At 41.4% G+C, this 25,898-nt stretch carries 26 protein-coding genes and 1 pseudogene; 12 read left to right on the plus strand and 15 right to left on the minus strand.

Going from position 1 to position 25,898, the window contains the following annotated elements:
* Nucleotides 1-19: 19 nt before the first annotated feature.
* Complete coding sequence (locus tag DB520_RS10690; RefSeq protein ID WP_114749707.1) at nt 20-631, minus strand: RNA polymerase sigma factor; 612 nt, start codon at nt 629-631, stop codon at nt 20-22.
* Nucleotides 632-1,054: 423 nt separating this feature from the next.
* Between DB520_RS10690 and DB520_RS10695 the strand changes: the two genes are divergently transcribed.
* Nucleotides 1,055-1,471: a GxxExxY protein gene (locus tag DB520_RS10695; RefSeq protein WP_198675294.1), complete on the plus strand. Its 417-nt coding sequence runs from the start codon at nt 1,055-1,057 to the stop codon at nt 1,469-1,471.
* A gap of 43 nt (nt 1,472-1,514) precedes the next feature.
* Here DB520_RS10695 and DB520_RS10700 read toward each other — a convergent pair whose 3' ends face one another.
* Complete coding sequence (locus DB520_RS10700) at nt 1,515-2,171, minus strand: DUF2306 domain-containing protein (protein WP_114749708.1); 657 nt, start codon at nt 2,169-2,171, stop codon at nt 1,515-1,517.
* A gap of 584 nt (nt 2,172-2,755) precedes the next feature.
* Here DB520_RS10700 and DB520_RS10705 point away from each other — a divergent pair.
* The 3 genes from DB520_RS10705 to DB520_RS10715 all read left to right on the plus strand — a co-directional run bounded on the left by DB520_RS10705 (nt 2,756) and on the right by DB520_RS10715 (nt 6,705).
* Nucleotides 2,756-3,379, plus strand: coding sequence for a Uma2 family endonuclease (locus DB520_RS10705; protein WP_114749709.1), 624 nt, complete (start codon nt 2,756-2,758; stop codon nt 3,377-3,379).
* A gap of 460 nt (nt 3,380-3,839) precedes the next feature.
* A complete protein-coding gene (locus DB520_RS10710; protein WP_198675295.1) occupies nt 3,840-6,311 on the plus strand; it encodes a ligand-binding sensor domain-containing protein in 2,472 nt (823 codons plus the stop codon).
* The gene (locus tag DB520_RS10715) at nt 6,301-6,705 is read left to right on the plus strand and encodes a response regulator (RefSeq protein ID WP_114749711.1); all 405 of its coding nucleotides are present in this window, start codon (nt 6,301-6,303) and stop codon (nt 6,703-6,705) included. Before DB520_RS10710 ends, DB520_RS10715 begins: the two co-directional genes overlap by 11 nt.
* Before the next feature lie 37 nt (nt 6,706-6,742).
* Here DB520_RS10715 and DB520_RS10720 read toward each other — a convergent pair whose 3' ends face one another.
* Entirely contained in the window at nt 6,743-7,612 is an 870-nt protein-coding gene (locus DB520_RS10720) for an NmrA family NAD(P)-binding protein (RefSeq protein WP_114749712.1), read from the minus strand.
* A 10-nt stretch (nt 7,613-7,622) separates the two neighbouring features.
* Entirely contained in the window at nt 7,623-8,258 is a 636-nt protein-coding gene (locus DB520_RS10725; RefSeq protein ID WP_114749880.1) for an NAD(P)-dependent oxidoreductase, read from the minus strand.
* Nucleotides 8,259-8,337: 79 nt separating this feature from the next.
* Between DB520_RS10725 and DB520_RS10730 the strand changes: the two genes are divergently transcribed.
* Together DB520_RS10730 and DB520_RS26985 are read left to right on the plus strand one after the other, a co-directional pair.
* On the plus strand, nt 8,338-8,664 hold the full coding sequence (locus DB520_RS10730) for a winged helix-turn-helix transcriptional regulator (protein ID WP_114749713.1): 327 nt from the start codon (nt 8,338-8,340) through the stop codon (nt 8,662-8,664).
* 194 nt (nt 8,665-8,858) lie between these two features.
* A complete protein-coding gene (locus DB520_RS26985) occupies nt 8,859-9,029 on the plus strand; it encodes a VOC family protein (protein WP_317047757.1) in 171 nt (56 codons plus the stop codon).
* Nucleotides 9,030-9,213: 184 nt separating this feature from the next.
* Here DB520_RS26985 and DB520_RS10740 read toward each other — a convergent pair whose 3' ends face one another.
* The 7 genes from DB520_RS10740 to DB520_RS10770 form a co-directional block, all read right to left on the minus strand.
* Nucleotides 9,214-9,642 carry a DUF1801 domain-containing protein gene (locus tag DB520_RS10740; protein WP_114749714.1) on the minus strand — a complete coding sequence of 143 codons (429 nt, stop codon included), beginning with the start codon at nt 9,640-9,642 and terminating at the stop codon, nt 9,214-9,216.
* A 385-nt stretch (nt 9,643-10,027) separates the two neighbouring features.
* Nucleotides 10,028-10,351 carry a hypothetical protein gene (locus DB520_RS10745; protein ID WP_114749715.1) on the minus strand — a complete coding sequence of 108 codons (324 nt, stop codon included), beginning with the start codon at nt 10,349-10,351 and terminating at the stop codon, nt 10,028-10,030.
* 1 nt (nt 10,352) lies between these two features.
* Nucleotides 10,353-10,763 (minus strand): DUF6157 family protein, encoded by a 411-nt coding sequence (locus tag DB520_RS10750; RefSeq protein WP_114749716.1) that lies wholly within the window; start codon nt 10,761-10,763, stop codon nt 10,353-10,355.
* A gap of 168 nt (nt 10,764-10,931) precedes the next feature.
* Nucleotides 10,932-11,516, minus strand: a complete 585-nt coding sequence (locus DB520_RS10755; protein WP_114749717.1) for an ASCH domain-containing protein — start codon at nt 11,514-11,516, stop codon at nt 10,932-10,934.
* A 175-nt stretch (nt 11,517-11,691) separates the two neighbouring features.
* Nucleotides 11,692-12,135: an SRPBCC family protein gene (locus tag DB520_RS10760; protein WP_114749718.1), complete on the minus strand. Its 444-nt coding sequence runs from the start codon at nt 12,133-12,135 to the stop codon at nt 11,692-11,694.
* Nucleotides 12,136-12,388: 253 nt separating this feature from the next.
* A complete protein-coding gene (locus tag DB520_RS10765; protein ID WP_114749719.1) occupies nt 12,389-14,284 on the minus strand; it encodes a hypothetical protein in 1,896 nt (631 codons plus the stop codon).
* A gap of 1,560 nt (nt 14,285-15,844) precedes the next feature.
* The gene (locus tag DB520_RS10770) at nt 15,845-16,042 is read right to left on the minus strand and encodes a hypothetical protein (protein WP_114749720.1); all 198 of its coding nucleotides are present in this window, start codon (nt 16,040-16,042) and stop codon (nt 15,845-15,847) included.
* A gap of 405 nt (nt 16,043-16,447) precedes the next feature.
* Here DB520_RS10770 and DB520_RS27745 point away from each other — a divergent pair.
* Nucleotides 16,448-16,665, plus strand: a pseudogene (locus DB520_RS27745) (Gfo/Idh/MocA family oxidoreductase); the annotation flags it as partial.
* A gap of 684 nt (nt 16,666-17,349) precedes the next feature.
* Here DB520_RS27745 and DB520_RS10780 read toward each other — a convergent pair.
* The 3 genes from DB520_RS10780 to DB520_RS27470 form a co-directional block, all read right to left on the minus strand.
* Nucleotides 17,350-19,614 (minus strand): aconitate hydratase, encoded by a 2,265-nt coding sequence (locus DB520_RS10780; RefSeq protein WP_114749722.1) that lies wholly within the window; start codon nt 19,612-19,614, stop codon nt 17,350-17,352.
* Nucleotides 19,615-19,754: 140 nt separating this feature from the next.
* Nucleotides 19,755-20,777 (minus strand): aldehyde dehydrogenase family protein, encoded by a 1,023-nt coding sequence (locus DB520_RS10785; protein ID WP_114749723.1) that lies wholly within the window; start codon nt 20,775-20,777, stop codon nt 19,755-19,757.
* Between the two features lie 17 nt (nt 20,778-20,794).
* Nucleotides 20,795-20,923 carry a hypothetical protein gene (locus DB520_RS27470; protein ID WP_262511314.1) on the minus strand — a complete coding sequence of 43 codons (129 nt, stop codon included), beginning with the start codon at nt 20,921-20,923 and terminating at the stop codon, nt 20,795-20,797.
* 232 nt (nt 20,924-21,155) lie between these two features.
* Here DB520_RS27470 and DB520_RS10790 point away from each other — a divergent pair, with 232 nt between their 5' ends.
* From DB520_RS10790 to cas6, 5 genes are all read left to right on the plus strand, one after another.
* Nucleotides 21,156-21,503, plus strand: coding sequence for a 4Fe-4S binding protein (locus tag DB520_RS10790; protein ID WP_114749724.1), 348 nt, complete (start codon nt 21,156-21,158; stop codon nt 21,501-21,503).
* A gap of 175 nt (nt 21,504-21,678) precedes the next feature.
* Nucleotides 21,679-22,041, plus strand: coding sequence for a DUF3276 family protein (locus DB520_RS10795; RefSeq protein WP_114749881.1), 363 nt, complete (start codon nt 21,679-21,681; stop codon nt 22,039-22,041).
* Between the two features lie 135 nt (nt 22,042-22,176).
* Entirely contained in the window at nt 22,177-23,262 is a 1,086-nt protein-coding gene (locus DB520_RS10800; RefSeq protein WP_114749725.1) for an AI-2E family transporter, read from the plus strand.
* Between the two features lie 14 nt (nt 23,263-23,276).
* A complete protein-coding gene (gene ychF / locus DB520_RS10805; protein ID WP_114749726.1) occupies nt 23,277-24,374 on the plus strand; it encodes a redox-regulated ATPase YchF in 1,098 nt (365 codons plus the stop codon).
* A gap of 109 nt (nt 24,375-24,483) precedes the next feature.
* The gene (gene cas6 / locus DB520_RS10810; protein WP_114749727.1) at nt 24,484-25,389 is read left to right on the plus strand and encodes a CRISPR-associated endoribonuclease Cas6; all 906 of its coding nucleotides are present in this window, start codon (nt 24,484-24,486) and stop codon (nt 25,387-25,389) included.
* A 53-nt stretch (nt 25,390-25,442) separates the two neighbouring features.
* Here cas6 and DB520_RS10815 read toward each other — a convergent pair whose 3' ends face one another.
* Nucleotides 25,443-25,892: a VOC family protein gene (locus tag DB520_RS10815; protein ID WP_114749728.1), complete on the minus strand. Its 450-nt coding sequence runs from the start codon at nt 25,890-25,892 to the stop codon at nt 25,443-25,445.
* Nucleotides 25,893-25,898 lie beyond the last annotated feature (6 nt).

The raw sequence follows: 25,898 nt of genomic DNA on the forward strand, positions 1-25,898 counted from the left end.
TGATTGAATTTTGATTAGCCTATATCACTTTCCGTAAATACCGGATGGCTTTAAACATCAGGTTCCTTGTGGTTTGCTGGTTTTCCAATCCCATGATTTCCTGAATTTGCCGGTAAGACAGTCCTTCGTAGAAACTGTAATAGATGATTTCCCTTTTCCGTGGACTTAATTGGGCAATGGCGGTATTCAGCTTGGCGATTTTTTCCTTCGTGAGTTGTTGGTCTATAAGTTGTGCCTCATGGGACAGGGTGAACTGAAAACCATCAGGAACGGTATCCAAACTTTCCTTTTTCCCCTGCCAGGAAGAAAAGTCCTTGATCAATCGTCGTTTGATACTTTTGAAAAGGTAGAACTTGATGTCATCAGTGCCACCCAGATACTGCCTTCGCTCCCTTAGGTGGATGAACATATCCTGAAGGGCATCTTTGACCACTTCAGGATTGGCAATTATCCTGAACCCATACGCATACAAGGTATGGAAATAGCGTTCATAGATATAGATAAACGCCGATTCGCTTCCTTCCCTAAAGGCATCCCAGGCCTCAGCATCTGACGAAAATGCGCCAGTGCCCTTAACGGGTAACGTTTCCTCAGCATCTGGATAAGACGGTAAAAGTTTCTTTATAGGCATTTTGGGTACTGACTTTCTATCAATTTCTTATTCCGATTATAACTGAAAAGCAATTTTTAATCGTACTTCATGGGATAAAGCAAACACATTGGGAAATGTAACCCATATTTTTAAAAAATCTTAACCCCCCTATTTTAACTTACTAATAATCAAATCATTAAGTTTTTGATTTATTGGTATCCATCCAATTTCCCAGATTTTCTTGTTGTTTGATCCTGTTTCTATACGCTAATCAACTCCAACTCATTCGTGGCCATCCGTGCATCAGTGGCTAGTAAGGTGTTGAACCATATAAGTAATATAAGGACATATGAGTTTTTCTTCCTCTTCTATGCCCTTATATGCCTTATATGGTTAAATTAAAACACGTGTTGTCATTTATTGTGTAGAATATTAATTTAGTGTAAAACTCAGAATTTTTAAATGATAAAAATAACTAAAAGTTTTTTGAAGGACCTCGTCTATAAGGTGAATGGGGCAGCTATAGAAGTTCACAAAGTTTTGGGTCCCGGCTTGTTGGAAAGCGTGTATCATAAATGCATGAAAAAAGAACTCCTCTTAAGAGGCCTGCACTTTCAATCTGAATTATTAGTACCAGTAAACTATAAGGGACTTGAAATTGACACGGATTTGCGCTGTGATTTTTTTGTTGAGAATATTTTGGTAGTGGAGTTAAAGGCAGTAGAATTTATCCTCCCGGTGCATGAAGCCCAGCTTATCACGTATATGAAACTATTGGGTTCACCTGAGGGATTATTGATCAATTTCAACACCACCAATATTTACAAAGAAGGTCAAAAAACCTATGTGAATGAAATTTACAGGCTACTTGAAGATTGATAGGTTTAAACCATATTAGAAAAATAGGGACCTATGAGTTTTACTAGCCTTCTTCTATGCCCTTATATGCCTTATATGGTTCAAAAGCTCCTACGTTTGGACTTTTTCGCAGATTAATGATATGAGCTACGATCAGGTTTGGAACCCAACAAAGCCAAGACGTGATTTTGTAAGCAATTAAAAAGTCACCAAATAGTGTGCTCAATAAGGGTAGCCAAATCCTTAACGTTACCGCGGCAAAGCATAGCGAGTAACTGTAAACCATCCATTTTCTATGACCTTCCATCTTTTTCCTCCGTACAAGAAGATAAGCAACATGCGTAGATAGCAGCCATAGAACGCCCAGGCTGATAAAACCAGTGGAGGGAATAAGTCCTCCCGTAGCGTAAAAACCAATGTAAATGCCACCCAATGCACTTAGCCATACACTAACCAAATAAGCTTTTCCCAGTTGCCTATGTAATACAAGGTTGGCATTCCGCCATTTTTCAGCAAACTGTATCCAACCGGTAAGCAGGGCAATTCCGCCAAAAACAATGTGGGTGTAAAAGCCAATGTTCCAAATAGGGTGCTGCAAAAGCCAGGTTTCTTTGGATTGAAGCAACCCGAAATGCCTATCAATCACAAAATAAAGCATTGGATATATGCCAATAGCTACGGCCGCTATGGCCATTAGATAGTACAGAAACCGACCTTTCATATTCAGTTTATAGAAAATTTAACCTTATACACCCAATTGGGGAAAATTAGATCGCACTCCTGTCGCGCTCGTAATGTCTTGGGATCCTTCCTCCCCGATTAAAGGTTACAGGTATAGCCAAAACTGGCAACATCACGGTAATACCCTTTGAAAAGAACTACACTGAAATACTAACTACTTAAGATTTCACCAGGTACTCTACTTCGGCTTTCCCCTTACCCATGAAAAGGAACCACCCAAAACCACTTTGTATACTACAATTTACTACTTTTTAGTCAATCTCGAAGGAACCACCGCACATTTAGTTCTACGTTTGAATTTCTTCAACTACTTGCACTGATGATCTGAGCGGAAACAAGTATCCAAGCTCTCAATATCAGGTCATTTACTCTTTTCCAACTATTTTCTTTTACGTATCTTAGTATGATGAAATCGAGCCTGCCTGGACGGCAGTCAGGCATGACGAGCACGTCACACACTGGGATGATTATCCTTTGCGAGATTCCCCCGAAACAAGTTCCCCGAATCAAGTTCGGGGCAGGCAGGGGCAGGCTATGTGGCAAATAAAAATCAATTATAAACACATGAAATCGGTTGAAAAGAAATCATCAAATCAAAATAAATTAGAGGAGCCATTTACCGAATACGGGGTGTATTCCTATGCTGATTACCTCACCTGGCAATTGGATGACATGGTCGAATTGATTAAAGGCAAAGTGTTCAAATCCGCGGCAGCTGCACCAAGACGGGTTCATCAAAAAATTTCGGGAAGAATACTAATAAAATTAGGCACCTACTTGAATAATAACGCCTGCGAAGTTTATGCTGCCCCTTTTGACGTAAGACTTCCTGGCAAATCAACCAAAAATGAAGATGTCTTTACAGTAATTCAGCCTGATCTCTGTGTGATCTGCGACAAAAGTAAATTGGATGAATTTGGCTGTATAGGTGCCCCTGATCTGATTATGGAGATCCTTTCTCCGGGAAGCAATAAAAAAGAACTCCAAAACAAATATGAGGTCTATGAGGAAAGCGGAGTGAAGGAGTATTGGGTTATACACCCTAACGAACGGACACTGTTGATCTATACCTTGGGAAATGCTAACTATGTGCCCTCCAAACTTTTTACTTTCGGTGATAGTGTAGCATCCACATGTATCCCCGGTTTCGAGCTTGACCTGGAGGATATTTTTTCAGACCTGGATTAGAACACAACTAGCAGCCGTGTCTCGATTTCCAAAATTAATTGCATAAAATAGGTCATAATATAACTGGAAGAATTCTGGCTTCAATTATCAAAACTACCAACAGAATAAAAAGCTTGTTTTTATGCGTAAAAACCAATTTTTTATCTATTAAAAATTCTAATTTTTAATTTTAACAAAACATTTTTTATACTTACTTATAAAATGTATTTTTGAGTCATTCGCCACCAATGGCGCGATCAACAGAGTTTCAATCACGATGAAATTTAGATTTTTCTTAATTCCAAGGATATTATCAATCCTATTACTTCTCATTATTTTTGCTTTTGAAAACTCATATTGTCAGCAATGGGAACTGATAGAAAAGGAAGCGATTTTTGTAAGAACTGACTGGGACAATTCAAATGGTCTTCCAGTTAACACTGTATTTAGAACTGCCCAAGACAAACACGGTTTTATCTGGATGGCAACAGAAGAAGGGCTAGTCCGGTTTGATGGTAGGACTTTCAAGAATTTTGACCATAGAAACACCCCCAATATCCGAACCCCAACCTTCAATGATTTAACGCTTTCGAAAAAAGGGGGCATCTATGCCGCAAATTCCAACGCATTGGTCTATGCCGAATTCAACAACCTAGAAGTGTTTACTACCCCTACAGATCTTGGTCCTATAAGGTTTACTGCAATTACGGAAACCTCATCAGGCGAACTATTTTTGGGGACACAAAATGGGGATTTAGTATTATTCGACGGGCATGATTTTAAGAAAATCAATTCTCCTGAAAATCTGAAGATCGGATATATTCGAGAATTGATTGCCTTCGAAGAAGAAATTCTGATTGGAGGCCCAAATGGCTTTTTCTCCTTTGATAAAAATTCAGGGAAATTCCAATCTCATGATCTTTTGATAAAAAAAGACGTCAAATCCATCACTGTCTCAACCAATAAAAAAATTTACATTGGTACTAAAGTAAACGGCTTATTTGTTGTGGAACACAAAAAGGTCAAAAAGGTGGACTTGCCATTGGGGTCAGGGTTCGAGAATATCACTGCAATTGAAGCTTCTCCCTCAGATGATGGTATTTGGATTGGTACAAGTTCAAATGGAATATATAAGTTTCTTGATGGCCAAATAATATCATTTGCCAATATCAATTCATCCTTGAATGAGGTATGGGACATTTATGAAGACAATCAAAATGCCATTTGGGTCAGTGGATTGGGAATTGGGATTTCCAGATTTGGAAAGGCTCATTTGGAAATCATAGATGAAAAAGCAGGGCTAAGCCATAGTGTCATCCTTACCACATTCGAGGACAGTGAAAGAGGAATTTGGCTTGGTACCCCCGGAGGTGGTATCAACAGAGTCACTCCCGATGAGGTAAAAAAATTTTCAACGCAGGATGGTTTGAGCCATGATCTTGTTTTAAGCGTTGCTCAAAGAGGTGACTATATTTTTGTGGGAACAGGAAATGGTTTAAATAAAATACACTTGCCCTCTTTAAAGGTTGAAAAGGTGTACAATAGAGAAGATGGAATAGTGGAAGAAGTGGTTTATTGTTTAATGAAGGACTCAAAGGATAATCTTTGGATAGGAACAATAAATGGTATTCTCCAAAAATTAACGCCCAATGATGAATTGAAAACCATCCAACTGGAAGGTGAGCTTATAAATGCTGAGATCATATTCGGAATGGAAGATTCCAAGGGAGTGCTGTGGTTCGGGACATTTGGAAACGGTTTTTTCAGTATAAATGATTATGAGGAAATCAACCATTTCCCCATTCATGAAGTAGCCCCTTCTCAAATGGCAACTTGTATCTGGGAAGACCCTGAAGGAGATTTATGGATAGCTTCACAGGATGGTTTGCTGACTTATGTAAACGGGAATCTTCAACTGTTTGGAAAAAAGGATGGCTTTCAATTTGAAACCATTTATAAATTGATCCCCGATGATGAAGGAATGCTATGGATTAGTGGAAGCCAAGGAATTCAAAGTGTGGCCATAAGCCAATTGATGGCCTTAAAAAAATCATCCGACAACGCGTATAGAATATCCTCCACCTTATTTGATAAATCAGACGGCCTGTTGAATAATGAATTTAACGGAGGTTTCCATCCTTCAGGCTGGAAATTGGCAAACGGAAAGATATTGTTCCCAAGTATGGAGGGGGCTGTTATTGTAGATCCTAAAAATATCAAAGTACGCAGTGAACTTTCACCCCCCTATATTGAGGCCTTAAAATATGGAAACAATGAAATTGATTATAAAAATGGTATCCGAATACCCGCTGGTATAACTTTTTTCAATATTAAATATGGAAATATAGAATTTGAAAAGCCTCTGGCAATTAGGTATTATTACAGGATCAAAGAACTGGGGGAAGATTGGATTGATAACGACAATCGAAACATTGCCTATTTTTCGGGTTTACCACCCGGAAATTATGAGTTTCAGGTTAAATCCGAACAATTTGGAGAGCGTTCTGAAATTGCCTCGGTCAGTTTTTCAGTAGAAGCATTTTTTTATCAAACTCTTTGGTTTAAATTCCTTAGTTTATTTGCTGTCTTTATACTGGGATATTTTGTCAAAACCCTAATCACAAGTGAAAGACTAAAACTTGAACTAGAAAAAAAGATTAAATCACAAACAAAAGATCTTGAACTTAAAAACCAAAGCCTTACCATAGCTTTAGATAATTTGGAAAAGCATAACAAATTATTAGAGGATGTAGCCTGGACTCAATCTCACAAATTTCGAGGACCTCTGTCAAAAATCATGGGCATGATCAAGACATTGAGGAACTATGAAAACTACAAAAATGTCAAACTCAGCAAGCAAGATATAATGGAGGATATAGAGGTGAGCTCTATGGAATTGGACAAAATCCTTCGTGAATTAAACACAAAACTAGAAGAGAAATATGAGAAATAAGGAAAGAAATATACCTGTCATTATTGTAGATGATGAACCAGGAATATTATTTCTTCATGAATTGATGGTTGCAGAAAGTAAGTTGACAGATCAAATCTTTACATTTTCAAACCCAAAAGAGGGTTTAGATTTTATAGTCAAATTATCAAGCACTACCACTCCCCTTTTAATTATTTTGGACATCAATATGCCCGTCTTTGATGGCTGGGATATACTAGATAAACTAGACGAATTAAATATACCTGCTAATGTCGAGGTGATCATGGCTACTTCTTCTATTCATAAATCAGATAAGGAAAAAAGTTTTCTTTACAAGAGGGTCAAAATGTTCTTTGAAAAGCCAATTGAATTAGAAGATTGCAAACGGATAAGAGACGAGCTTATGAATTCGTAAGTATTTTTACCTAAACTACACGATTAACATCCATGTTTCAGTATATCCAACTAGCTTTCTCTCTATCCACAAATTCCTCAAAACTTATAGACTGCCTACCCAGTAATTTTTCTGCCCAATCGGAAGTTGGAAGGGGTTTTTGAAAGCGTGGAAAATAATGCAACATAACCATGACCAGGATAAATGGGGTGGGTACGCCTTCTTTTCTTTTTTGGAGGAAAAAGGCTAATAAGTTGGGTGATACGAAATTAATTTTTCTACCTATACCCTTGCTCAAAACAGCACACATACTTTCAAAATCCATTTGCTCGGCATTGGTCAGGTCATAGGCTTTGTACATGTGTTCCGAAGAGTTAATCAAAACTTTAGTCGCCACCTCCCCCACATCTTTTACATCAATCAGATTGAATTTGGCTTTTCCCGCGGGGAGATAAACCCTATTTCTAGTGAGGATGTCATTTTTTAGGGTGGTGTTGAAGTTCTGCATAAAATAAGCCGGCCGCAAGAAGGTATAAGCAATACCGGATTGTTCGAGGAGCTTTTCTATCTTGTGGTGGGGAATGATGCTGCTCTTTTCCACCCCCTGAACGGAAAGAAAGGTGATGTGTTGTATTCCTATTTTTTTTGCAGCATTAATAAGGGGTTGAAAATGCTTTTCCACATTAGAAATATGGGGAGGTCTCAGCAAAAACAGCAGGTCAATGCCTTCTAAGTAGGCTTGGAATTGATCCGTTTTATCAAAATCAAATTCCCTGCGTTTGACCATCGGAAATTGCTCCAAAGCAGGTTCTCTTTTTTGGACATCCTGAACCCCTGCATAAATCTCATGACGGTGGTTGATAGATGATAGTGTTGAAATCACTTCCCTACCCACGTTTCCGGTGGCTCCTGTTATCAACATTCGCATGGTTCTATTTTTAATAGCTCACAAAAGGCATTTGTTGGTTGTACTGTTCATCCTCCACTTGAGTAAGGATAAAGTGAGCCAAATCGGCCCTGCCAATTTTTGTGCTGGCATTTACACCCACCCATCCAACTCTATATTTCCCCTTTGGAGGATCATTGGTCAGCATGGGGCCTCTCACAATCACCCATTCCATTCCGCTTTCCTTTAGCACCTCATGGTGTCGGATAGCATCGTTTAGGATTTTTGGAACCGTTATTTTCATAATGGTTCGGATTATTTTATCGACAAACTTAGGCTGGTCTTTTTCTGGAAAAGGAAGGCCTCCGCCGGATAAGGAGATGATCCTGACGACACTATGTTCTTTCATAGCCTCAAGAATGTTTAAAGTGCCGTTGGTCTGCAACCATTCCGGAGATCCTTTTACATGTCCGAAGAGACTTACCGCTATATCTGTTCCTTCAACAGTAGCTTTTACATCTGCTTCATTAAGGACATCTCCTTGGATAAGGTCCAGTGAGGGGTGCTCTATGCTTAGTTTCCCAGGATTTCTAACAAGTGCTTTCACTGGGTAGCCCTTTTCTAGGGCTTGTTCCAAAAACAAACGACCGGTCTGCCCCGAGCCTCCAAATAATGCAATTTTTTTCATTTCCACAGTTTTCTTTTCAGCAATAATAACTACTTTTAAGGTACCATAAGAACAGTTATATACTAACCTTTTTGTAAGTATGAGTAGCATTCACATCACAGCACGTTGTCCCATACGAACTACTCTGGAGTTGGTAGGGGGAAAGTGGAAATTATTGATCCTTTTCCAGCTTTTTAATGGTCCATTGAGGCTAACCGGACTAAAAAAATCCATCCCAGACATTAGCGAAAAAATGCTTATTCAAGAGCTAAAAACACTGGCAGACAGTGAATTGGTAAGTAGAAAGAATTTTGGAGAAGTGCCTCCCCGGGTAGAATATACCCTGACAGAAAAAGGAAAGGCAGCCATGCCCTTAATCGAAGCAATGCGGGATTTTGCACTCAGGTATGAAAGGAAAATGGAATGATCCGTTGGTTTTTAACAGCAATTGTATGAAAAGGTGTATTTTTATACTATTCAGCACTGCTTATTTGAGTGGATGTACTTCACCATCTGAAAAATCTAATCTTATGAACAATAGCAATCAACCGGAAAAGCCCGATGTTGCGGCTGACTCAACTCCAAAAGTAACTGGAATCGGAGGGATATTCTTCTTCTCAGATGACCCTTGTTGAAAGACTAAAAGAAAACGGAGTAACTGTTCTTGATAGTATCGAAACTTATGAATACGGGAAATTTGTCCATCTCCTGGACCCAGAAGGGAACAAAATTGAGTTTTGGGAGCCGGTAGATAGTGTCCTCACGGCTATGGGTGGCAAAACCAATAAATAAATGGGCACATTGACGAAGAAGTGAGGATGACGAGGACGGGTCGTAGAAAAAACAATAAGGACTTTGAGGGATTGAGAATATTAAGGCCTTTTTCTAAATGACCTAAATAGCTCAATGTCCTTAATGGTGAAAAAAAACCACCTTCCTCAACGGCGGGCAAATTCCAGAATTGGGGGGGGGCTGGTCAAATCCCTAAGGTTATCAGATGTTTCACTTTATGGTAAGTCAATGATGCTTTAATACAGTCTTTCAATTCCAATACCGGGATTTTTTGGTTTAGCTGAAACACAATCGCCCGGTTACCCTCAAATTGAAATGTATGCTCAAAGACGATTCTAAACGTCTCAACCAAACGACTCGTGCACTGAAAGTACATGGAAACCTGATTTGGTTCCTTTTCCTTCCAATCCATTCGTAAGGTACTTCCGTGTTTGGTTACAAAACTGGGCTCACCCCATTTCAATGTTTCTTCAAGTTGGTCTATGCCCTCAGTTTCTTCTGCTGCTTCTATCACCAATTCCCTCAAAAACTGCATTTTTTTCCGGACAGTAGGGGGATAATTGGCAAATAGTTCATTGACTTTGGTGTTGGATGTATATACTAACTTACCCATTTTCTATTCCATCGGTCAAATAAAAAACAATGCATCGGTTTTGGTGTACATGAAAATGCTTTCTTTACCAAATATGGGAAAAGCTCGCTAGATTGATGTATTTAATGAGTACTTTTTCTTTAACCTATGATAAATTCCGGCTTTAGTGATAGCTGACTTACTGATACATCAATATAGAAATAGTGGTCAACAATTGTCGAGAGAAACGGATTGAGGGGTTTTCCTGTGACAAAGAAATTATCTGAACTCATGTCATTCCTTGAAAATGTCTTGTTATCATGGTCTTCATCAAGATTGTTAGTAAAATGGGGTATGGCACCGATGAAGCCTATTCTATATCGTTAGCGTTATTACATCACCTATTTACCTGTCAACAGATTAATTTTTATTCGAGTTTTTTAATTTCGGTAATCTCACAGTCAATGTTCGGAGGGCAGAACTCATTTAGGCCCACTTCTTTATACTTTACACTTACTCTATCACCTGAAACAAAAGGTAGTATATCATCTATATCCACAATCAATATACTTCCATTGCCAAGACGTATTTGTGCGGCGCAGTTCGCCAAACCACCACTAAGCCAAATATCCCCATTTTCTTGTTTAATAAAATCGTCGTCATCTTCCTTATTACAAGATAAGGCAACTACCAGTGCCAATGCGATTAAAACTATTTTTTTCACTTTAAAAACCGATATTTCCGATAACATGTCATTTGCTTGATTTCATTGCCTTTATTTTCCTAGTATTCTTATCCCCCAAAAAATGCTGGTATTCAGTTGTTTCCATTCCATAAATGGCGACTTTGCCTTCACTGTTGCTATGAACGCCAAAACCGTATGTCTTTGTTAAAGGCGAAGCACGGAAGCAAGGTTGTCCTTTGGAGAAAAATTGCTCTCTGGCTTGTTTGTGTTCTGCCTCGGTCAGGTCATTTCTTTCGGCGAATACCTGGAAAAAAATGTCGTCTGAAGTGTAGGTATAGGGGTTACTAACCATCAACTCGTATTGCATTTCAGCAACTGTTTTTTTGCCTTTTGAGGGTGGTTGGGTCCCACAGCTCGCCTTTGTGTCTTCCGCGACTTCGATAAACGTATCAAAATAGTTGGTTGAATGTAGTTTCATTATATAAGATTATGGATTAGAGATAGATTTTCAAGTATAGTCGAGGTCAATTTGGATTTAGCCTCAGACACTTTTACGGATGCCTGATCCGGTATTAAGAAAATCTGCCTTTACTGTTTCGTACATATGGTGCTGTCAAACACCATACAGTTGCAATAAAGAGAAGGACTACTTTTCGTTTAACAGTGTCTCGACAAACTCCCTTCCTAATGGTGAAAGTTCGTAACCTACATCATGGCTTATGGTCAATCCTAAATTTTTCAGCTTTCGGATGCTGGGTTTCAGCCATTCTTTTTCAAAACCTGTTAGCCTGGCTATACCAATGGCGTGCACGTGGGGATTGTCATTAATCGCATGTAAAATTTTTCCTGTCCAATTTCCCCTTCTACTGTACTTGTCCAAACGTGCCAACTTTTCCTTTAACTCTACCAACTTTTCGTCGGTTAGGGTTTGCTCTCTCAACTCAATGCGGGGATCTGCCGAATGATAACGGACTTGTATCTTAAATATAATTCCCACATGGTTTGGGCCTAAGGATTTCAACAGTGGCTCCTTGCTTTCAAAACCAGCTTTCATGGCATCATCACGCGATAGTTCTTTTTCCTCTATGGTTGTTATGTCCACAATTTCAACCAAACCTAATGATGTTTTCAACAAAGTTCCTTTTTTAATGGATGCTTTCTTCCATTTCCGAAAAGCCAGACTGATACTTCCCGATTTAATTCCTTGAAGATGTGCTTTCTTAAACAACATAGTCCTTATTATTACTTTACGATGTTCAGTTGGGTCGTCATTTTTGCACAATCTTCGCGTAGTTTCCTGTCGGAACTTTCTTGCAGTGCCAATCTTAGTTCTCCTATCAGTTTTTTATTCATTCGGCGGAATGTTAGGGATGGTTTCTTAGTCTATCCATGCTTCAGTAGGAGTATTAACTATTATTCGCCGCCAAATAATCCTTTAAACGCTGTTTTATAAACCATTTCCACCCCTCTTCACAACTTTCTCTGCGGAATTCTGGAATGTCCTGAGGAAAGCTTTCTGTAATTTGATGCGTTAACGTTAATTTAGAGCAATCATCCCCACCTGATAACTCGAAAGTAACAAAGGAATTTCCGGCATATCCTTCATATTTCCAATTGTAGGTAATTCTTTTGCCGGGTTCTACCTCAGTTATTCGCCAAAGGTGTGGAAATACTCTGCTCTCGTTTTCCACAATAAACCTTGTCTCAAATCCTACATTCGGTTCAAATGCTTCGATGTTTTCAAAAAACCATAGTCTCATTTGTTTCAACTCTGTAAGGGCTTTCCATAGTCGGTCTATTGAAACTTCAAACGTTTGTTCTATGACTACAGGCTTATCTTTATCCTTCATTCTAACAACCTCAATATGCGTATGTAGCTGTCATCCAAAATTTGGACAAAAGTACCGAGTCCTCTTCTGTTCAACCCCCCACCACTATAGCCAGATCTGTTTTCAACATTGAAAGTTGGTCAAGATACGATTCTCAATTTTCCCATGTTGATTGCTTTTTATATTCTATCGTTGTCTATGTCATCTCATTTCGAATTACATAACATTGGATTGTCCGGATATGCCGTCGTGCCGCCCAGAAATCAATGACATGTTACTGCCTCTCCGCCTGCCTGCTTACTGGCGGAATACTGCCTGAATGGACGTCGTAGAGTCTTTTGTGGGTCTCCTTGGCGGCCTCCACCAGATCGGAATAAGGAAGGTCGGTCACATCCAGGAATCCTATTAGCCCGTTTTCCCCATCCCCACGGCCGGTGGCTGGCTGATCTATCCACTGGAACCAGTGTGTGCCGATCAGCGCAGGATGAGCAGCGGCATTTTCCACATAATAGCGGTAACCGACTCCACGCTCTTCCAAGCTGCTGACTTGGGCTAGCCACGGTGAAAGTCCCCGGGCTGCCGTACCAAAATGATACTCTCCTATAATTACCGGGAGCCCGGTTAAGTCATATGCATGCTTTACCTTCTCGTTGGCATCATAGCCATAGACATTGATGCTGAACACATCAAACCCCTTGGATGCCTTGGCAATTTCCTCAGGTACCATACCGCCGTAACGGATTCCCAGGTTAAGATGATTGGGGTCATGCCTTTTTATGGCCGAATTTACAATATCCAGAAATTTCGTATAGGTCTCGTAGATAAAGGCTTTACGGCGTTCAGGAGTATCGCCCTCTGCAAGGTATTGTTCAAGCGCAGTCTTCATCGGAATATCCTCACCCTCTAGGATAACTCTGGCAAGTTCCTGTTCCCTGTTAGGCCATGGCTGCTCATTGCCAATAAAATAACCAAGCAGATAAGGATCATCCTTCAGTGGGGCACATTGTCTTGCCGCGGCAGAATCGACCTTGGCCTCATAATCGGCGACATATACATCTGGTAAACCCATAGTATTGGGACCTATCCCCCATCCGCTTATGTTCTCTACATAAGGCATCCTGCTGCTGCGGGCCAGTGCGGCGTCCGACCAGTTGGCTATGGTGTTCAGTCCCCAGCTTTCCATTCGGAGCATAGTGTGATCAATCCATTTTTCGAACCAGTCAGCACCAAAACGCCGGTGCAGGTTCCAAGTATAAAACGAAGGGTTGTCTTGGGTAGAAGTGGCACCTGTGCCGGCCTTCCATGCCGTGGCCATTATTTCACCTGATGGCAATTCCTTATAGATATATTCACGACCCTCCACGCGTGCCAAATCACACCTATTTCTCATGCAGGTAACCCCGGCTGAGAAGAAAAGGTAGCCTTCCGGATCCACAAACCACCATGTGTCGTCAATCTTCTCTACCCTGAAAAATCCGGTCGCAGTTGTCTTTGCGTCCAGAAACCCCCCATATGTTGAAACATTGAACTCATTGTTTACCAATGATGCTTCTTCTTCTCTCCAGGCAGAAGTCAGTTCTTCCAGGGTCCGTGCCTTGCCCGGCCAGTCGGCAGGGATCCACTGCCCAAATTCATCAACCAGAGGCTCCTGAGTGAATATAGTGTCTTCGGCAGCCATGGTAAGCCTTACATTGCTAATTTCCATAGTCTGGGTACCAATGGGTTGCCGCATCATCACTCCAATGGAATCTACCTGTGTAATAGTACCCACCTCACCAGAGAAATGTATCCAGTAGCCCGGCCGGGGAACCTTACCAATCGAGGCCATGTCAAGCCCCTTTGTATTCCTTTCCTGAAAATGAATAAGGGGTATGGATGCACGCATCCTGGCACCCTGCACAGGCCATATCTCTAGTCGGCGCATCCCATTGGCATCGAATAGCTGGAGATCGAACTTCTGGGTAGTCGAGGTCTCCATATCGAAGGTGAGGTATCCGTGAGAGGACCAGTCGGATGGAAGTTCGGGGTTCAGGTCACTCAACGCCCATTTATGTTGAGAATCCACTCCTTCAAATGTCACATTTATAGTTTCATCCAAAGCAGTACCAGCCGATAGGATTAAAAATAGTACAATGATCAGAGACGCAAACGTGATACCATAAAATTTCATGACATGGTTATTTTGGTGAACTTAACTACAATAATATAAAATTAATCCATACAAAAATGCAGATCAGGAAGCAGATGCTGTAGTTGAAAGAACTTTCATATTCTTATTTACTGAGATGGAAACACCTACACCAGAACATTTTGGTGTTGCTCAAGATCTTCCCACCAACACATAGGGGTAAATAATAAAGCATCAATAAATTTAAAGTGCAATAGGTGAGATTTTGAACTCAACCAGCGTGTTAAAAAGCTGAAAGATTAGGTCGTACAGTTCTTTTAGGTGGAAGCTTTATCCGACTTAAATTTTGTCTAGGCTGTTGAATAGAAATTTAGGCATCAATATCAATAATAAAAGGGTCTAAAGGCTACTCCATCCTTTCTGTTAAATTCAATGGCCGATGCAGGGATTTTTACTAGGTTCATGGCGTGAAGAATCCCATAAGGAAATTTATGGCGGGTTTTGACATTCCCATTGAATCTGTTGATCTTATCTCTAAGAAATCTATTTTATTTCGACTTTCTCAAGTTAATAATTATAATGCTCCGTTTATCTTTTATTAGGGTTGCTATTTTAGTGATAATGCGCGCAAATTTAGTAGGAAAGTCTCACTCCTGCCCTTTCCTGCCGGCCGGAATGTGTGAATTTCTCCCTTCCTTTAGCCATTTTAAGTTTTAGGTAAGTAGTTTTCTTATTGAAGTCAGATGTCCAAACAAAACAACCGGGACTACAAACGTAGGCAACCAACTAAACGGAAAACACAAAATTGCAATGTTAGGTTGGTCAAATGCAAATTTTTGGGGGAAGGGAAGTCATGAGCAAGATGAATACATCTTCAAGTGTCAAAACCGCCTGAAAAACCAACCAAATTGTCAGTCCGATTGCAACCTGGGATGAACTTTGACGGGTTTTTTTTGATGTTGAGTATTTTTGAAATCGAGCCTGTCCTGACGGCAGTCAGGGCATGACGCAAGCGACTCACGTAGGGATGATTATCATGGCGAGATTCCCCCGAAGCGAGTCCGGGGCAGGCTATGTGGCCTTTGAAAAGAAAATATAAACACATGAAATGCCCATGAGAAAGAATTCTCACACAGGGGAATGATTAACCTGGGCATTCCATCTGACCACTGAAAAACAATTATAAACAGATGAAATCGAGCATGACGAGCACGTCACACACTGGGATGATTATCGTTGCGAGATTCCCCCGAAGCGAGTCCGGGGCAGGCTATATGACCGCTGAAAAGAAATTATAAACATATGAAAAAAATAAAAGTGGCCATTACTGTTAGCCCAAAAGCGACTGAAATGTATATGGGCAAATTGTGTATCATCCAATTTAATGATTTGATTGCTAGGCCCCACTAAGATAGTAAAATAAAATCCGCCATGGAAAACCGATAGTTATCTCCTTATGATCAGCTTTTAGCCTGCTTCTTTTCAGCGGTCACACCTGACTGCCATCTAGGCAGGTAGCCTGCCCCTGCCTGCCCCGAACTCGATTCGGGGAACTCGTTTCGGGAGCCTGTCCCGAATTTATTTCGGGAGAATCTCGCAATCTTAATCGTCCCCCCGTGTGAGGTTCTCCTCATGCCTGACTGCCGTCCAGGCAGGCTCGATTTTATCTGTAGAGGCACCATTCATTTTTGAAAGGATTCCCTTTTTCTTGTCTTTGGCGCCCTTCTTTTCCTTTTGATCAGGATTTTCATTAGTCTCATTCCTCTTTGAACTCATATTCTTCTTCATCATTTTTTTCATGACACAGGTCTTTAATTTAAGTATATATAATACAAATTTATTGATATGAAAATTATTTAAATTATACTATTTTTATTAAATTTACAAATTAAACAGGTTTTACAAAATAAATAATTTTGACCCTCCACAGAGGTTGACTCCCTGTAATCTCAAGCAGGACAAATAAATTGGACAACTTTTAATTGCCTAAGTCGCCCTTAAGAAGTTTTTGATAAATTCAGGTAAGTAAATCCTATTTTTCCCCATGGCCAAACTGGTAAGATCTTCCTATTATTATCCTTTTCAGGACACCATCGATGAGCGTGAACCGACCGCCCTGGAGGAAGAGTTCACAATGATGGGCAACATGATTATCCTATGAAAGCGGCTTCGGGCAGGTGGGTGAATTCAGGAGCCAGGTTCCGGTATGCCTTATTCACTTTAGATGACCTTAAGGCAGGGGGCCATATGTATATGTACAAAAGCCAATCAGCTTGGAAGTAAAGGAGGGTGAGGCCATGGTGGCCTCCGCACGCAAATACTAAAATATAGTGCAGGTAGGAACCCAACACTAAAGTACTCCACATTGGATTGAGGTTAAAGAGAAATTTGTGGGTTCGGGATTGTTGGGAAAAATCTCCCATGCGGTATGACTTTATCCCCCAGGGGGAAGGAGAACCGATACATAGAGAGGTCTAATAGGAAAAGGTAAAGTATCCGGAAGACCTTACAGAGGACAGCCTTGAGCTGAATGCGGCTCCTGCAATCCTACGTCACATATTGGACTTTATCCTAGCCGTATGGAAGAGGGAAGATCCGTACCAGTGGAGGGGAAAATTTTCAAAGCAAGTTTCATTTTGGAGAATATTTCCATGGCAATGGAACTACCAATGGTGTAAGATCCCAAAAAGAGAGTCGTCGTCGAGGACTTTGAGGCCACTAAAATACTAAAACCCCCATACCCTGAGCCCTGGAAACTCCGGGAACCAGACAATGTGTAAAGGGGAAATTGGCCTTTTGGTAGTATCAATCGAACACTGATCGATATAGCTCTTACCATTAGTTAAGGCTGAAGGGGTATTGGGATTGTGAAAAACCATGAAGCTAACCGAAATTAGACTTAAACTCACTTCCTGATATCGAAATTTACAGTAGGAAAGGACATGTGGATAACCAATAAAGAGGCTATCAATCCAAAAGAAAGTAAGGCTGAAATGCCCAAAAGGGAAAAAGGCAACTGCATGCGATTAGATTTTGCGTAATTACCAAAAAAGCCCGATTGCTGTCGCTCTCGGGCTTTTTCATACTTATCCAAATTTTTACTTTACTTAAATAGCGTGGTCTTTTACCAGGTTAAGTGCTGAGCCAGCCTTGAACCATCCTATCTGCCCTTCATTGTAAGTATGATTTACCTCTATTTCGTCCTTGGAACCATCAGAGTGGTGAAGCACCACGCTCAGCGGCTTGCCAGGAGCAAACTCGTTGAGGCCAATGATATCGATGGAGTCATCCTCCTGAACAAGGTCATAATCTTCCGGATTTGCAAAGGTCAATGCAAGCATGCCTTGCTTTTTCAGGTTGGTTTCGTGAATCCTGGCAAATGACTTTACCAAAATCGCCCTTACCCCCAAAAACCTGGGCTCCATGGCGGCATGTTCCCTAGAAGACCCTTCTCCATAATTTTCGTCTCCCACTACCACAGTTCCCGTATTATGCAACTTGTATTGTCTTTGCACGGCTGGCACTTCTCCATATTCCCCATTCAGTTGGTTTTTCACCTTGTTGGTTTCCTCATTGAAGTAATTTACTGCCCCAATAAGGAGGTTATTGGAGATATTGTCCAGGTGCCCTCTATACCTTAGCCAGGGACCTGCCATGGATATATGGTCGGTAGTGCACTTTCCTTTTGCCTTGATCAATAATTTCATGCCCTTAATGTCGGTTCCCTCCCAAGGAAGGAATGGCTCCAACAGTTGTAGCCTTTCTGACTTTGGATCCACAAGTACCTCCACCTCTGACCCATCTTCGGCTGGAGCCTGGTAACCTGCATCTTCTACAGCAAACCCTTTTGTTGGCAATTCCAATCCCTTAGGCTCATCCAATTTTACCTCTTTGCCTTCTTCATTGACCAAAGAGTCTGTCATGGGGTTGAAAGTAAGGTCACCTGCAATGGCCATGGCAGTTACCACCTCTGGTGAAGCCACGAAAGAGTGGGTATTTGGGTTGCCATCAGCCCTTTTGGCAAAGTTCCTGTTAAATGAAGTTATAATGGAGTTTTTTTCCTGCTTTTCTGCGCCGTGCCTTGCCCATTGTCCTATGCAGGGGCCACAGGCATTTGCGAGTACCACTCCACCCATGTTTTCGAAAATATCCAAAAACCCATCTCTATCCACGGTAAACCTGACCTGCTCTGAACCAGGGGTAATGGTGAATTCAGACTTTGCTTTAAGCTTTTTGTCCACTGCCTGTTGGGCAAGTGATGCCGCCCTGGAAATATCCTCATAAGAAGAATTGGTACAACTGCCGATAAGACCCACTTCCAGTTTGACTGGCCATCCGTTTTCTTTTACAGCATTGCCAAATTTCGACAATGGCCATGCTAAATCGGGGGTAAAAGGCCCGTTTACATGGGGCTCCAGTTCCGACAGGTTAATCTCAATTACCTGATCAAAATACTGCTCGGGGTTTGCATATACCTCTGCATCACCGGTAAGATGTTCTTTTATCCCATTGGCCAATTCGGCCACTTCTGCCCTTCCGGTGCCTGCCAAATAGGCCTCGGATTTATTGTCGTATCCAAATATTGAGGTAGTGGCGCCTATCTCAGCACCCATATTACATATGGTTCCTTTACCGGTAGCGGACAATGACTCGGCTCCTTCTCCAAAGTACTCTACAATATGCCCTGTACCACCTTTTACGGTGAGGATACCAGCCACTTTGAGGATCACATCCTTTGCGGCAGTCCATCCAGAAAGTTTCCCAGTCAATTTAACGCCTATAAGTTTCGGGAATTTGAGTTCCCAGGGCAGGCCAGCCATTACATCGCAGGCATCCGCCCCTCCCACACCAATGGCAACCATGCCTAAGCCCCCGGCATTTGGGGTGTGTGAGTCTGTGCCTATCATCATTCCCCCGGGGAAAGCATAGTTTTCCAACACTACCTGATGTATGATACCAGCACCAGGCTTCCAAAAGCCAAGCCCGTATTTATTGGATACTGAAGACAGGAAATCGTAAACTTCCCTGTTCTTGTCCTTGGCTCTTTCCAAATCAGAAGTCGCTCCTACCTCAGCTTGAATTAGGTGATCACAATGCACCGTCGAGGGAACAGCTACTTTCGACCTTCCCGCCTGCATAAACTGCAACAAGGCCATTTGGGCAGTTGCGTCCTGCATTGCCACCCGGTCTGGCTTGAAGTCCACATAAGAAACACCCCTTTTATGGGCATTTTTCAGGTTTTCATCCGCCAAATGGGCATATAATATTTTTTCAGTTAGGGTAAGCGGTTTTCCCACCACCTTTTTTGCAGCAGCTATGCGCTCAGGGAATTTGGCGTATACCGCCTTGATCATATCTAAGTCGAAAATCATCGAAAATGCATTAAAGATTGAATAATTGAAAATTCCATTAAACCGCAAAGATATAAAATCCACGCATATAAAGCTTTCTCAGCTTATATTTGCCACTTATTTATAAAGAGTTTAAAAAGTGCCATACGGCCTTGGGAAACCTAAAGTTTCAGCAGGAAAGCGAGCGTATCCACATGGTCGGCATAATCCTGAATTCTTGGAAATTGGGCCTGCCCCAAGGGTAAACTTTCCGGGTACCATCCCCCGTCAGATACAATACATTGAATTTTATCCCCTACCCCTGCCAATGAAGCACGTAAACCCACTGTGTCATCATAAGTTTCATAATACAATACCGCAATGGGTGAAACTAAGGCTTTACTTTCTTTTACAAGTAGAAAGCCATTATCCAAATGCGGTTCCTTGTTCACCAAATAAATGGATTTATTGTAATCATAATTATTGATGAATTTATGGTGGTCGGCTACCGCTTTGTTTTCTTCCAGAGCGTCCAGAAGGGTGACTAGTTGTCCGGGGTCATTTATGTACAGCTTAGATACATTTCTACAGCCCAGTCCAAAATATTGGAAAATGTCCCTACCCAAGGCCTTTAGTGCATTCGTATCCTCATCCCCTGTAAGTATGCCTACGGAAGTTCGGTTTTTCCGGATGATATGCGGGTACTTTCCAAAATAATATTCAAAATACCTAGCTGTATTGTCACTTCCCGTTGCGATATAGGCATCCAGTCCTTTCAACTGCTCTGCAAACACAATTTGATCCTGGAGTAGTGGGTAAAAGCCAACCAATTCCTCCACCAGCCAGGGAATAATTACCTGATCTGTAGAGCTAAGTTTAATATGTGCCTTGTGCCCTGCCAGGAGTACGCACATTAAATCATGAAAGCCTACGGCGGGTACATTCCCAGCCATTACCAAACCTACACGTTTTGGCAACGGGGGTTTGGAAATATCATAATCCCCAAGCCAAGCTTCCAAGGCTTTTGCCTCCAAAAACCTCCCTAGGCCTTCCAAAGCCACTTTGGTTTGCCCAGGGGTAAACCATGGGTTGTTGTTCACTACTTTTGCAGCTAAATGCGTAAACTCCTCCTCCCCAAGGTCCTTGAGAAAAGTCCCTAAGTGGTCAAGTGCGGCAATGGTATGGGATTTATCAATTTTGTTCATAGGTTAATTATTTGCTTTTAAGAGGCAATAAAGCCTGTCCTGTACCGGTAATAATCGGGATACCGGGAATTCGACTCAAGTGAATTTCGCTCCCAGATAGCCCCGATAGCTATTTGGGGTATCCCTCTGGATGAGGTTTTGTTCATCGGGCTCGATTTTAAGTAGGGTTTGAAAACGGATGGGCAAATATACCAAAACATCCCTTAAGACCAGAATAGCAGCAATGAAGCTTTAAGGTGGATTCAGGCAAATAGTTAGCACAACAAATAGTGTATGGATATTTTTTTTGCTTGAGGAAACAAATTTGTTTGTGGATTTGTATATAGGTTAGTAGTTTTGTACCACACTAGTAAAGTGACACACTAAAGGAAGAATTCAATGGCGATAATGATAACAGATGAATGCATCAACTGTGGTGCATGCGAACCCGAATGTCCGAATACCGCGATTTACGAAGGTGGCTTAGAGTGGACTTGGGCAGGTGGAACCAACCTTAAGGAGGTTAAGCTGGAAGACGGCACCGTGATTGATGCCAATGAACCCCAGGAACCGGTTTCGGATGAATTCTATTATATAGTAACTCAAAAATGTACTGAGTGTACTGGTTTTCATGAAGAGCCCCAGTGTGCAGCGGTATGTCCAGTGGATTGTTGTGTAGATGACCCTGACCACGAAGAATCAGAGGAGGAATTAATGGCAAAGAAAGAATATATGCATGGTGAATAAAATGATTAGATAGAAAACGGGGATTTACAAATATAAAAATCTGTGTTTTCTATTTTGTATTATGTTGAATATCCCAAATTTTTTAAAAAAAAATCGGCTTTAACTTGATAATAAGGCTCGAAATGGTTTAACTTGCCGCAATAAAGATTTTTGATCAACCTAAAAAGCTTTGACAGTGGAAGATAATAAAGATTACGACAGAGATGAGATTTTCTCTAGGAAGGTAAAAGCAGGCAAGAGGACTTATTTTTTTGACGTTAAGTCAACTCGTTCCAAGGACTACTACCTTACTATTACAGAGAGCAAAAGAAAGATAAGGGATGACAACTTTTTTTATGAAAAACATAAGATTTTCCTGTACAAGGAAGATTTTGCCAAATTCATTGATGCCCTTCAGGAAGTAGTAGATCATGTCAAGAATGATTTGATGGCTGATTTTGATTTCTCCCAGTTTGACGTGGAGACGGAGTCGAACAACCATAATAGCAACAGCAACAGCAATAACAACAAATATGGTGACGACCTGAAGTGGGATTGATACCTTTCACATTCCAAACCTGAAGCGTATAAGCATTGAGAAACGATACCCTATGTTTTGGGTATCGTTTCTATTTATGTCTATTTGCATAGTAAACGTTTCGCCATCAGGGTTAAATTACCTATTTTTGATAGCATGAACAGGGTATTTGTCAAAGCCATTCTGATCTTACTTTTTGTAATCGTTCTAGGATGGTATTTTTCCAACATCAGCCTATATTTTGTGTTTTCCTTGGTGTTGGCTGCTGTATTACGGCCACTAACCAACCGTGTGAATAGCCTCTATATCATGGGTCAGCCTTTTCCGAGGGCACTGGCAATCTTGATTTCCTTCGGCTGTGTGGTTGGGGTGCTTAGCTTGCTGGTATTGCTTTTCATCCCTCTATTCAGGACTCAGTTGGAGTTGCTCAGGGAGTTAAACCTGGATTACCTCTATGCCCAAATCCAAAAACCTGTAGGGTATGTGGAAAACCTCTTGATTCGGTTTAACCTCATAGACAACGAGCCCGGCTACCTCATTGCGAGGATTAGGGAAAATTTACTGGCCAGTTTTTCGGACTTGGATATCCAGGGGTTTATAAACAGTTTCATATCCACTACCAGCACTCTGTTGATAGCCTTGTTGGCTGTGGCCTTTATCACCTTTTTCCTTCTGTTGGAAAACGGGATGATTCGCAGGAATATCATCAATTTTGTGCCCAATGCCTATTTTGAACTATCCATTTCCACCTTTCATAAAGTAGAGCACCTGCTATCCAATTACCTAATCGGTTTGCTCATACAGATGTCCTCCATTTTCTCCATAGCCACTTTGGGCTTGTTGATTGCGGATATAGAGTATGCCATGAGTATCGCGGTGTTTGCTGCAGTGGCCAACCTAATTCCCTACGCAGGCCCGATTTTGGGGGCTACATTTGGAATATTGGTGGGGTTGTCCACAGGCAACTTCTCGGAATCCACAGAAATCTACCTGTTTTTCGCCAAAATCTTCACTGTGTTTGCCATAGTACAGCTATGTGACAACATTTTTTTGCAGCCTTTCATATTTTCAAAATCGGTAAAAGCACACCCACTTGAAATATTTGTTGTTATCTTTGCAGGTGCAAAAATTGCCGGGGTATTGGGAATGATATTCGCCATTCCCGTTTACACCATTTTCAGGGTATCCTTTAAGGAGTTTTACAAGGGATACCGGGAATACAGGATTTTCAAAATAGATTAGAACTAATACAATTCATGGGATTACAATGTGGGATCGTTGGGCTACCCAACGTAGGAAAATCAACCTTATTCAACGCTTTATCCAGTGCAAAGGCAGAAGCTGCCAATTTCCCTTTCTGCACCATTGAACCCAATGTGGGAGTGGTGACCGTGCCTGATAGCCGTCTTCATACACTCGAAAAGTTAGTGACCCCACAAAGGGTACTGCCAACCGTTATTGAATTTGTGGACATTGCAGGATTGGTCAAAGGTGCCAGCAAGGGAGAGGGCCTCGGCAATAAGTTTCTAGCCAATATACGGGAGGTGGATGCGATCATCCATGTGATCCGCTGTTTTGAGGACGAAAACATTGTGCATGTGGCAGGAGGTGTGGATCCGCTTTTCGACAAGGAAGTAATTGATACGGAATTACAACTTAAAGACCTGGAATCCGTAAATAAAAAGATAGCCAAGCACGAGAAAATAGCCAAATCCGGCGATGCCAAGGCAAAAAAGATCATGGCCTCCCTCTCTAAATTCAAGGAGGGGCTTGAAGGAGGTAAAAATGCAAGGGCGATCCCTGCAGAAGATGAAGACCTAGAAGCTGTGGAAGACCTGCACATGCTCACCATCAAGCCAGTACTCTACGTAGCCAACGTGAACGAAAAAGACATTCTTACCGGCAACCAACACGTAGAGCGACTGAAAGAAGAAGTAGGAAACGAAAATGCAGAAGTGATCGTTTTATGTGCTGCTTTGGAGTCACAAATCGCCGAATTGGAGGAGGAAGAGGAGAAACAGCTGTTCCTTTCGGAATACGGTCTGGAAGAAAGCGGATTGAACCGCTTGATTTCGGGAGCATACAAACTACTCAACCTTATCACCTATTTCACGGCCGGGGAGAAAGAAGTCCGGGCATGGACAATCAAGAAGGGGTGGAAAGCTCCTGCTGCCGCCGGGGTGATACATAGTGATTTTGAAAAAGGCTTTATTAAAGCCGAAGTGATCAAACTACCCGACTATGAAAGGCACAAAAGCGAATCAGCATGCAGAGAAAATGGAAAAATTGCCGTTGAAGGTAAAGAATATGTAGTTCAAGACGGGGATATTATGCATTTTCGCTTCAATGTCTAAAAAAAATAAAATATTATTGTTATGTTTGTCTCAACTTAATCACCCAAGAGTAGTTTATTGAAAAATAAAAATTAACTTAAAGATTGTTTAACTTTTCATTTTTAAAGTCGTGAGAATTAGATTAATATTTTCCCTGAAAAACAAAGGTGCTTATTTACCCTTTCACCACCAGTACATTCTTGCCCAATTTCTAAAAGGCTTGATTGTTAAGGGCGGACGAGAAGAGTTTTTTAACTACAATTACTTCAACTTCTCTGGTTTAAAAGGACAGACCAAAGTTAGCAGAAGTGGCTTGCATTACTATTCCAGCCTTGTTACTCTGGTGTTGTCTGCACCCGACCAAGACTTCATGGATTACCTGTTGGAACAAGTATTCAAGACCCCAAAAATTGAGTTAGGAAACCTTATCCTTGGCCCGGAGTACACGGAAAAGGAAACAGAGCCCGAGTTGGAAACTTCAAACAAGTTTGTTTGTATTTCCCCCCTCGTATTGCTTACCCCAACCTTCGATGACGAATCTGGTAAGCGTTTTATCAACCCAGACACGGACGAGTTTTCGGACCTGCTCTATGAATCCACCCTCACCCGTATGGAAAAGTCAGGATGGTATAACCAGGAACAGATGGAATCCTTCTACAAGTTTCAGGTTGTTCCTGACATGAACTATGTTAACAAACTCCGAGAGCAGCAAAAAAAGTTTGCGAGAATCTATTCGGTTTACGACATGGATGTGAAGTATGAGGTCAGGGGTTATACCCTGCCATTTACCCTTTATGCCGCTGCAGAGGTTCAGGATTTTGTGTTTAAATGCGGACTTGGTGCCTTTACTCACAAGGGTTTCGGCATGCTTGACCTCGCAAACAACATGCCTAGCCAGAGGACAGAAGCATATAGGTTTAAAAGAGAAGGTTTCGTGCCCTATAGGGCCCAGCAAGGAGATGGACCTCCAAAAAGGGAAAACCACCACACCGATGGAGAAACCGGTAGTGGAAATGGGGAGGACGAAGAAATATAAAAACCACAAAGGGGCCAAAATTGGCCCCTTTTTTAGTATTGAGAATCTGAGAATCAATATTCGTCATTGATTTCCAACCAGTACCCTGTTGGATCCCTGACATAAATCTGCCTTATCCCGTCCGGCCGGATATTAATTTCCCCCACATTTCCTGGAAAATCCTCATAGGCTATTCCATTTTCATTCAACCTGTCTATAAACCCATCTAAATCAGCAACACTGAAGCATAGGTGGTTGGTTTTGTCTATAGTAGGGTTGGTCCATGGCTCTTCTTTTTCTATGATGTGCATGGAAGTGTTGTTGCCCATGTCCAACCATAGGTGCAGCCCGTCCTTAAAGGGTTCGTCAATTTCTTCCAGTTCGAGGATATTCTTGTAGAAATCCCCGCTTTCCTTAAGGCTTTTGGCATAAACGGCAATATGATCTATTTTGATTTGACTGTAAGCGCTCATAGTGGAAAAGGTAAGCAATAAGAAAGTTATACAAATTGGTAGATACTTCATAATGGG

Origin of the sequence: Pleomorphovibrio marinus, from assembly GCF_003347495.1 — a bacterium.
GTDB classification, from domain to species: domain Bacteria; phylum Bacteroidota; class Bacteroidia; order Cytophagales; family Cyclobacteriaceae; genus Pleomorphovibrio; species Pleomorphovibrio marinus.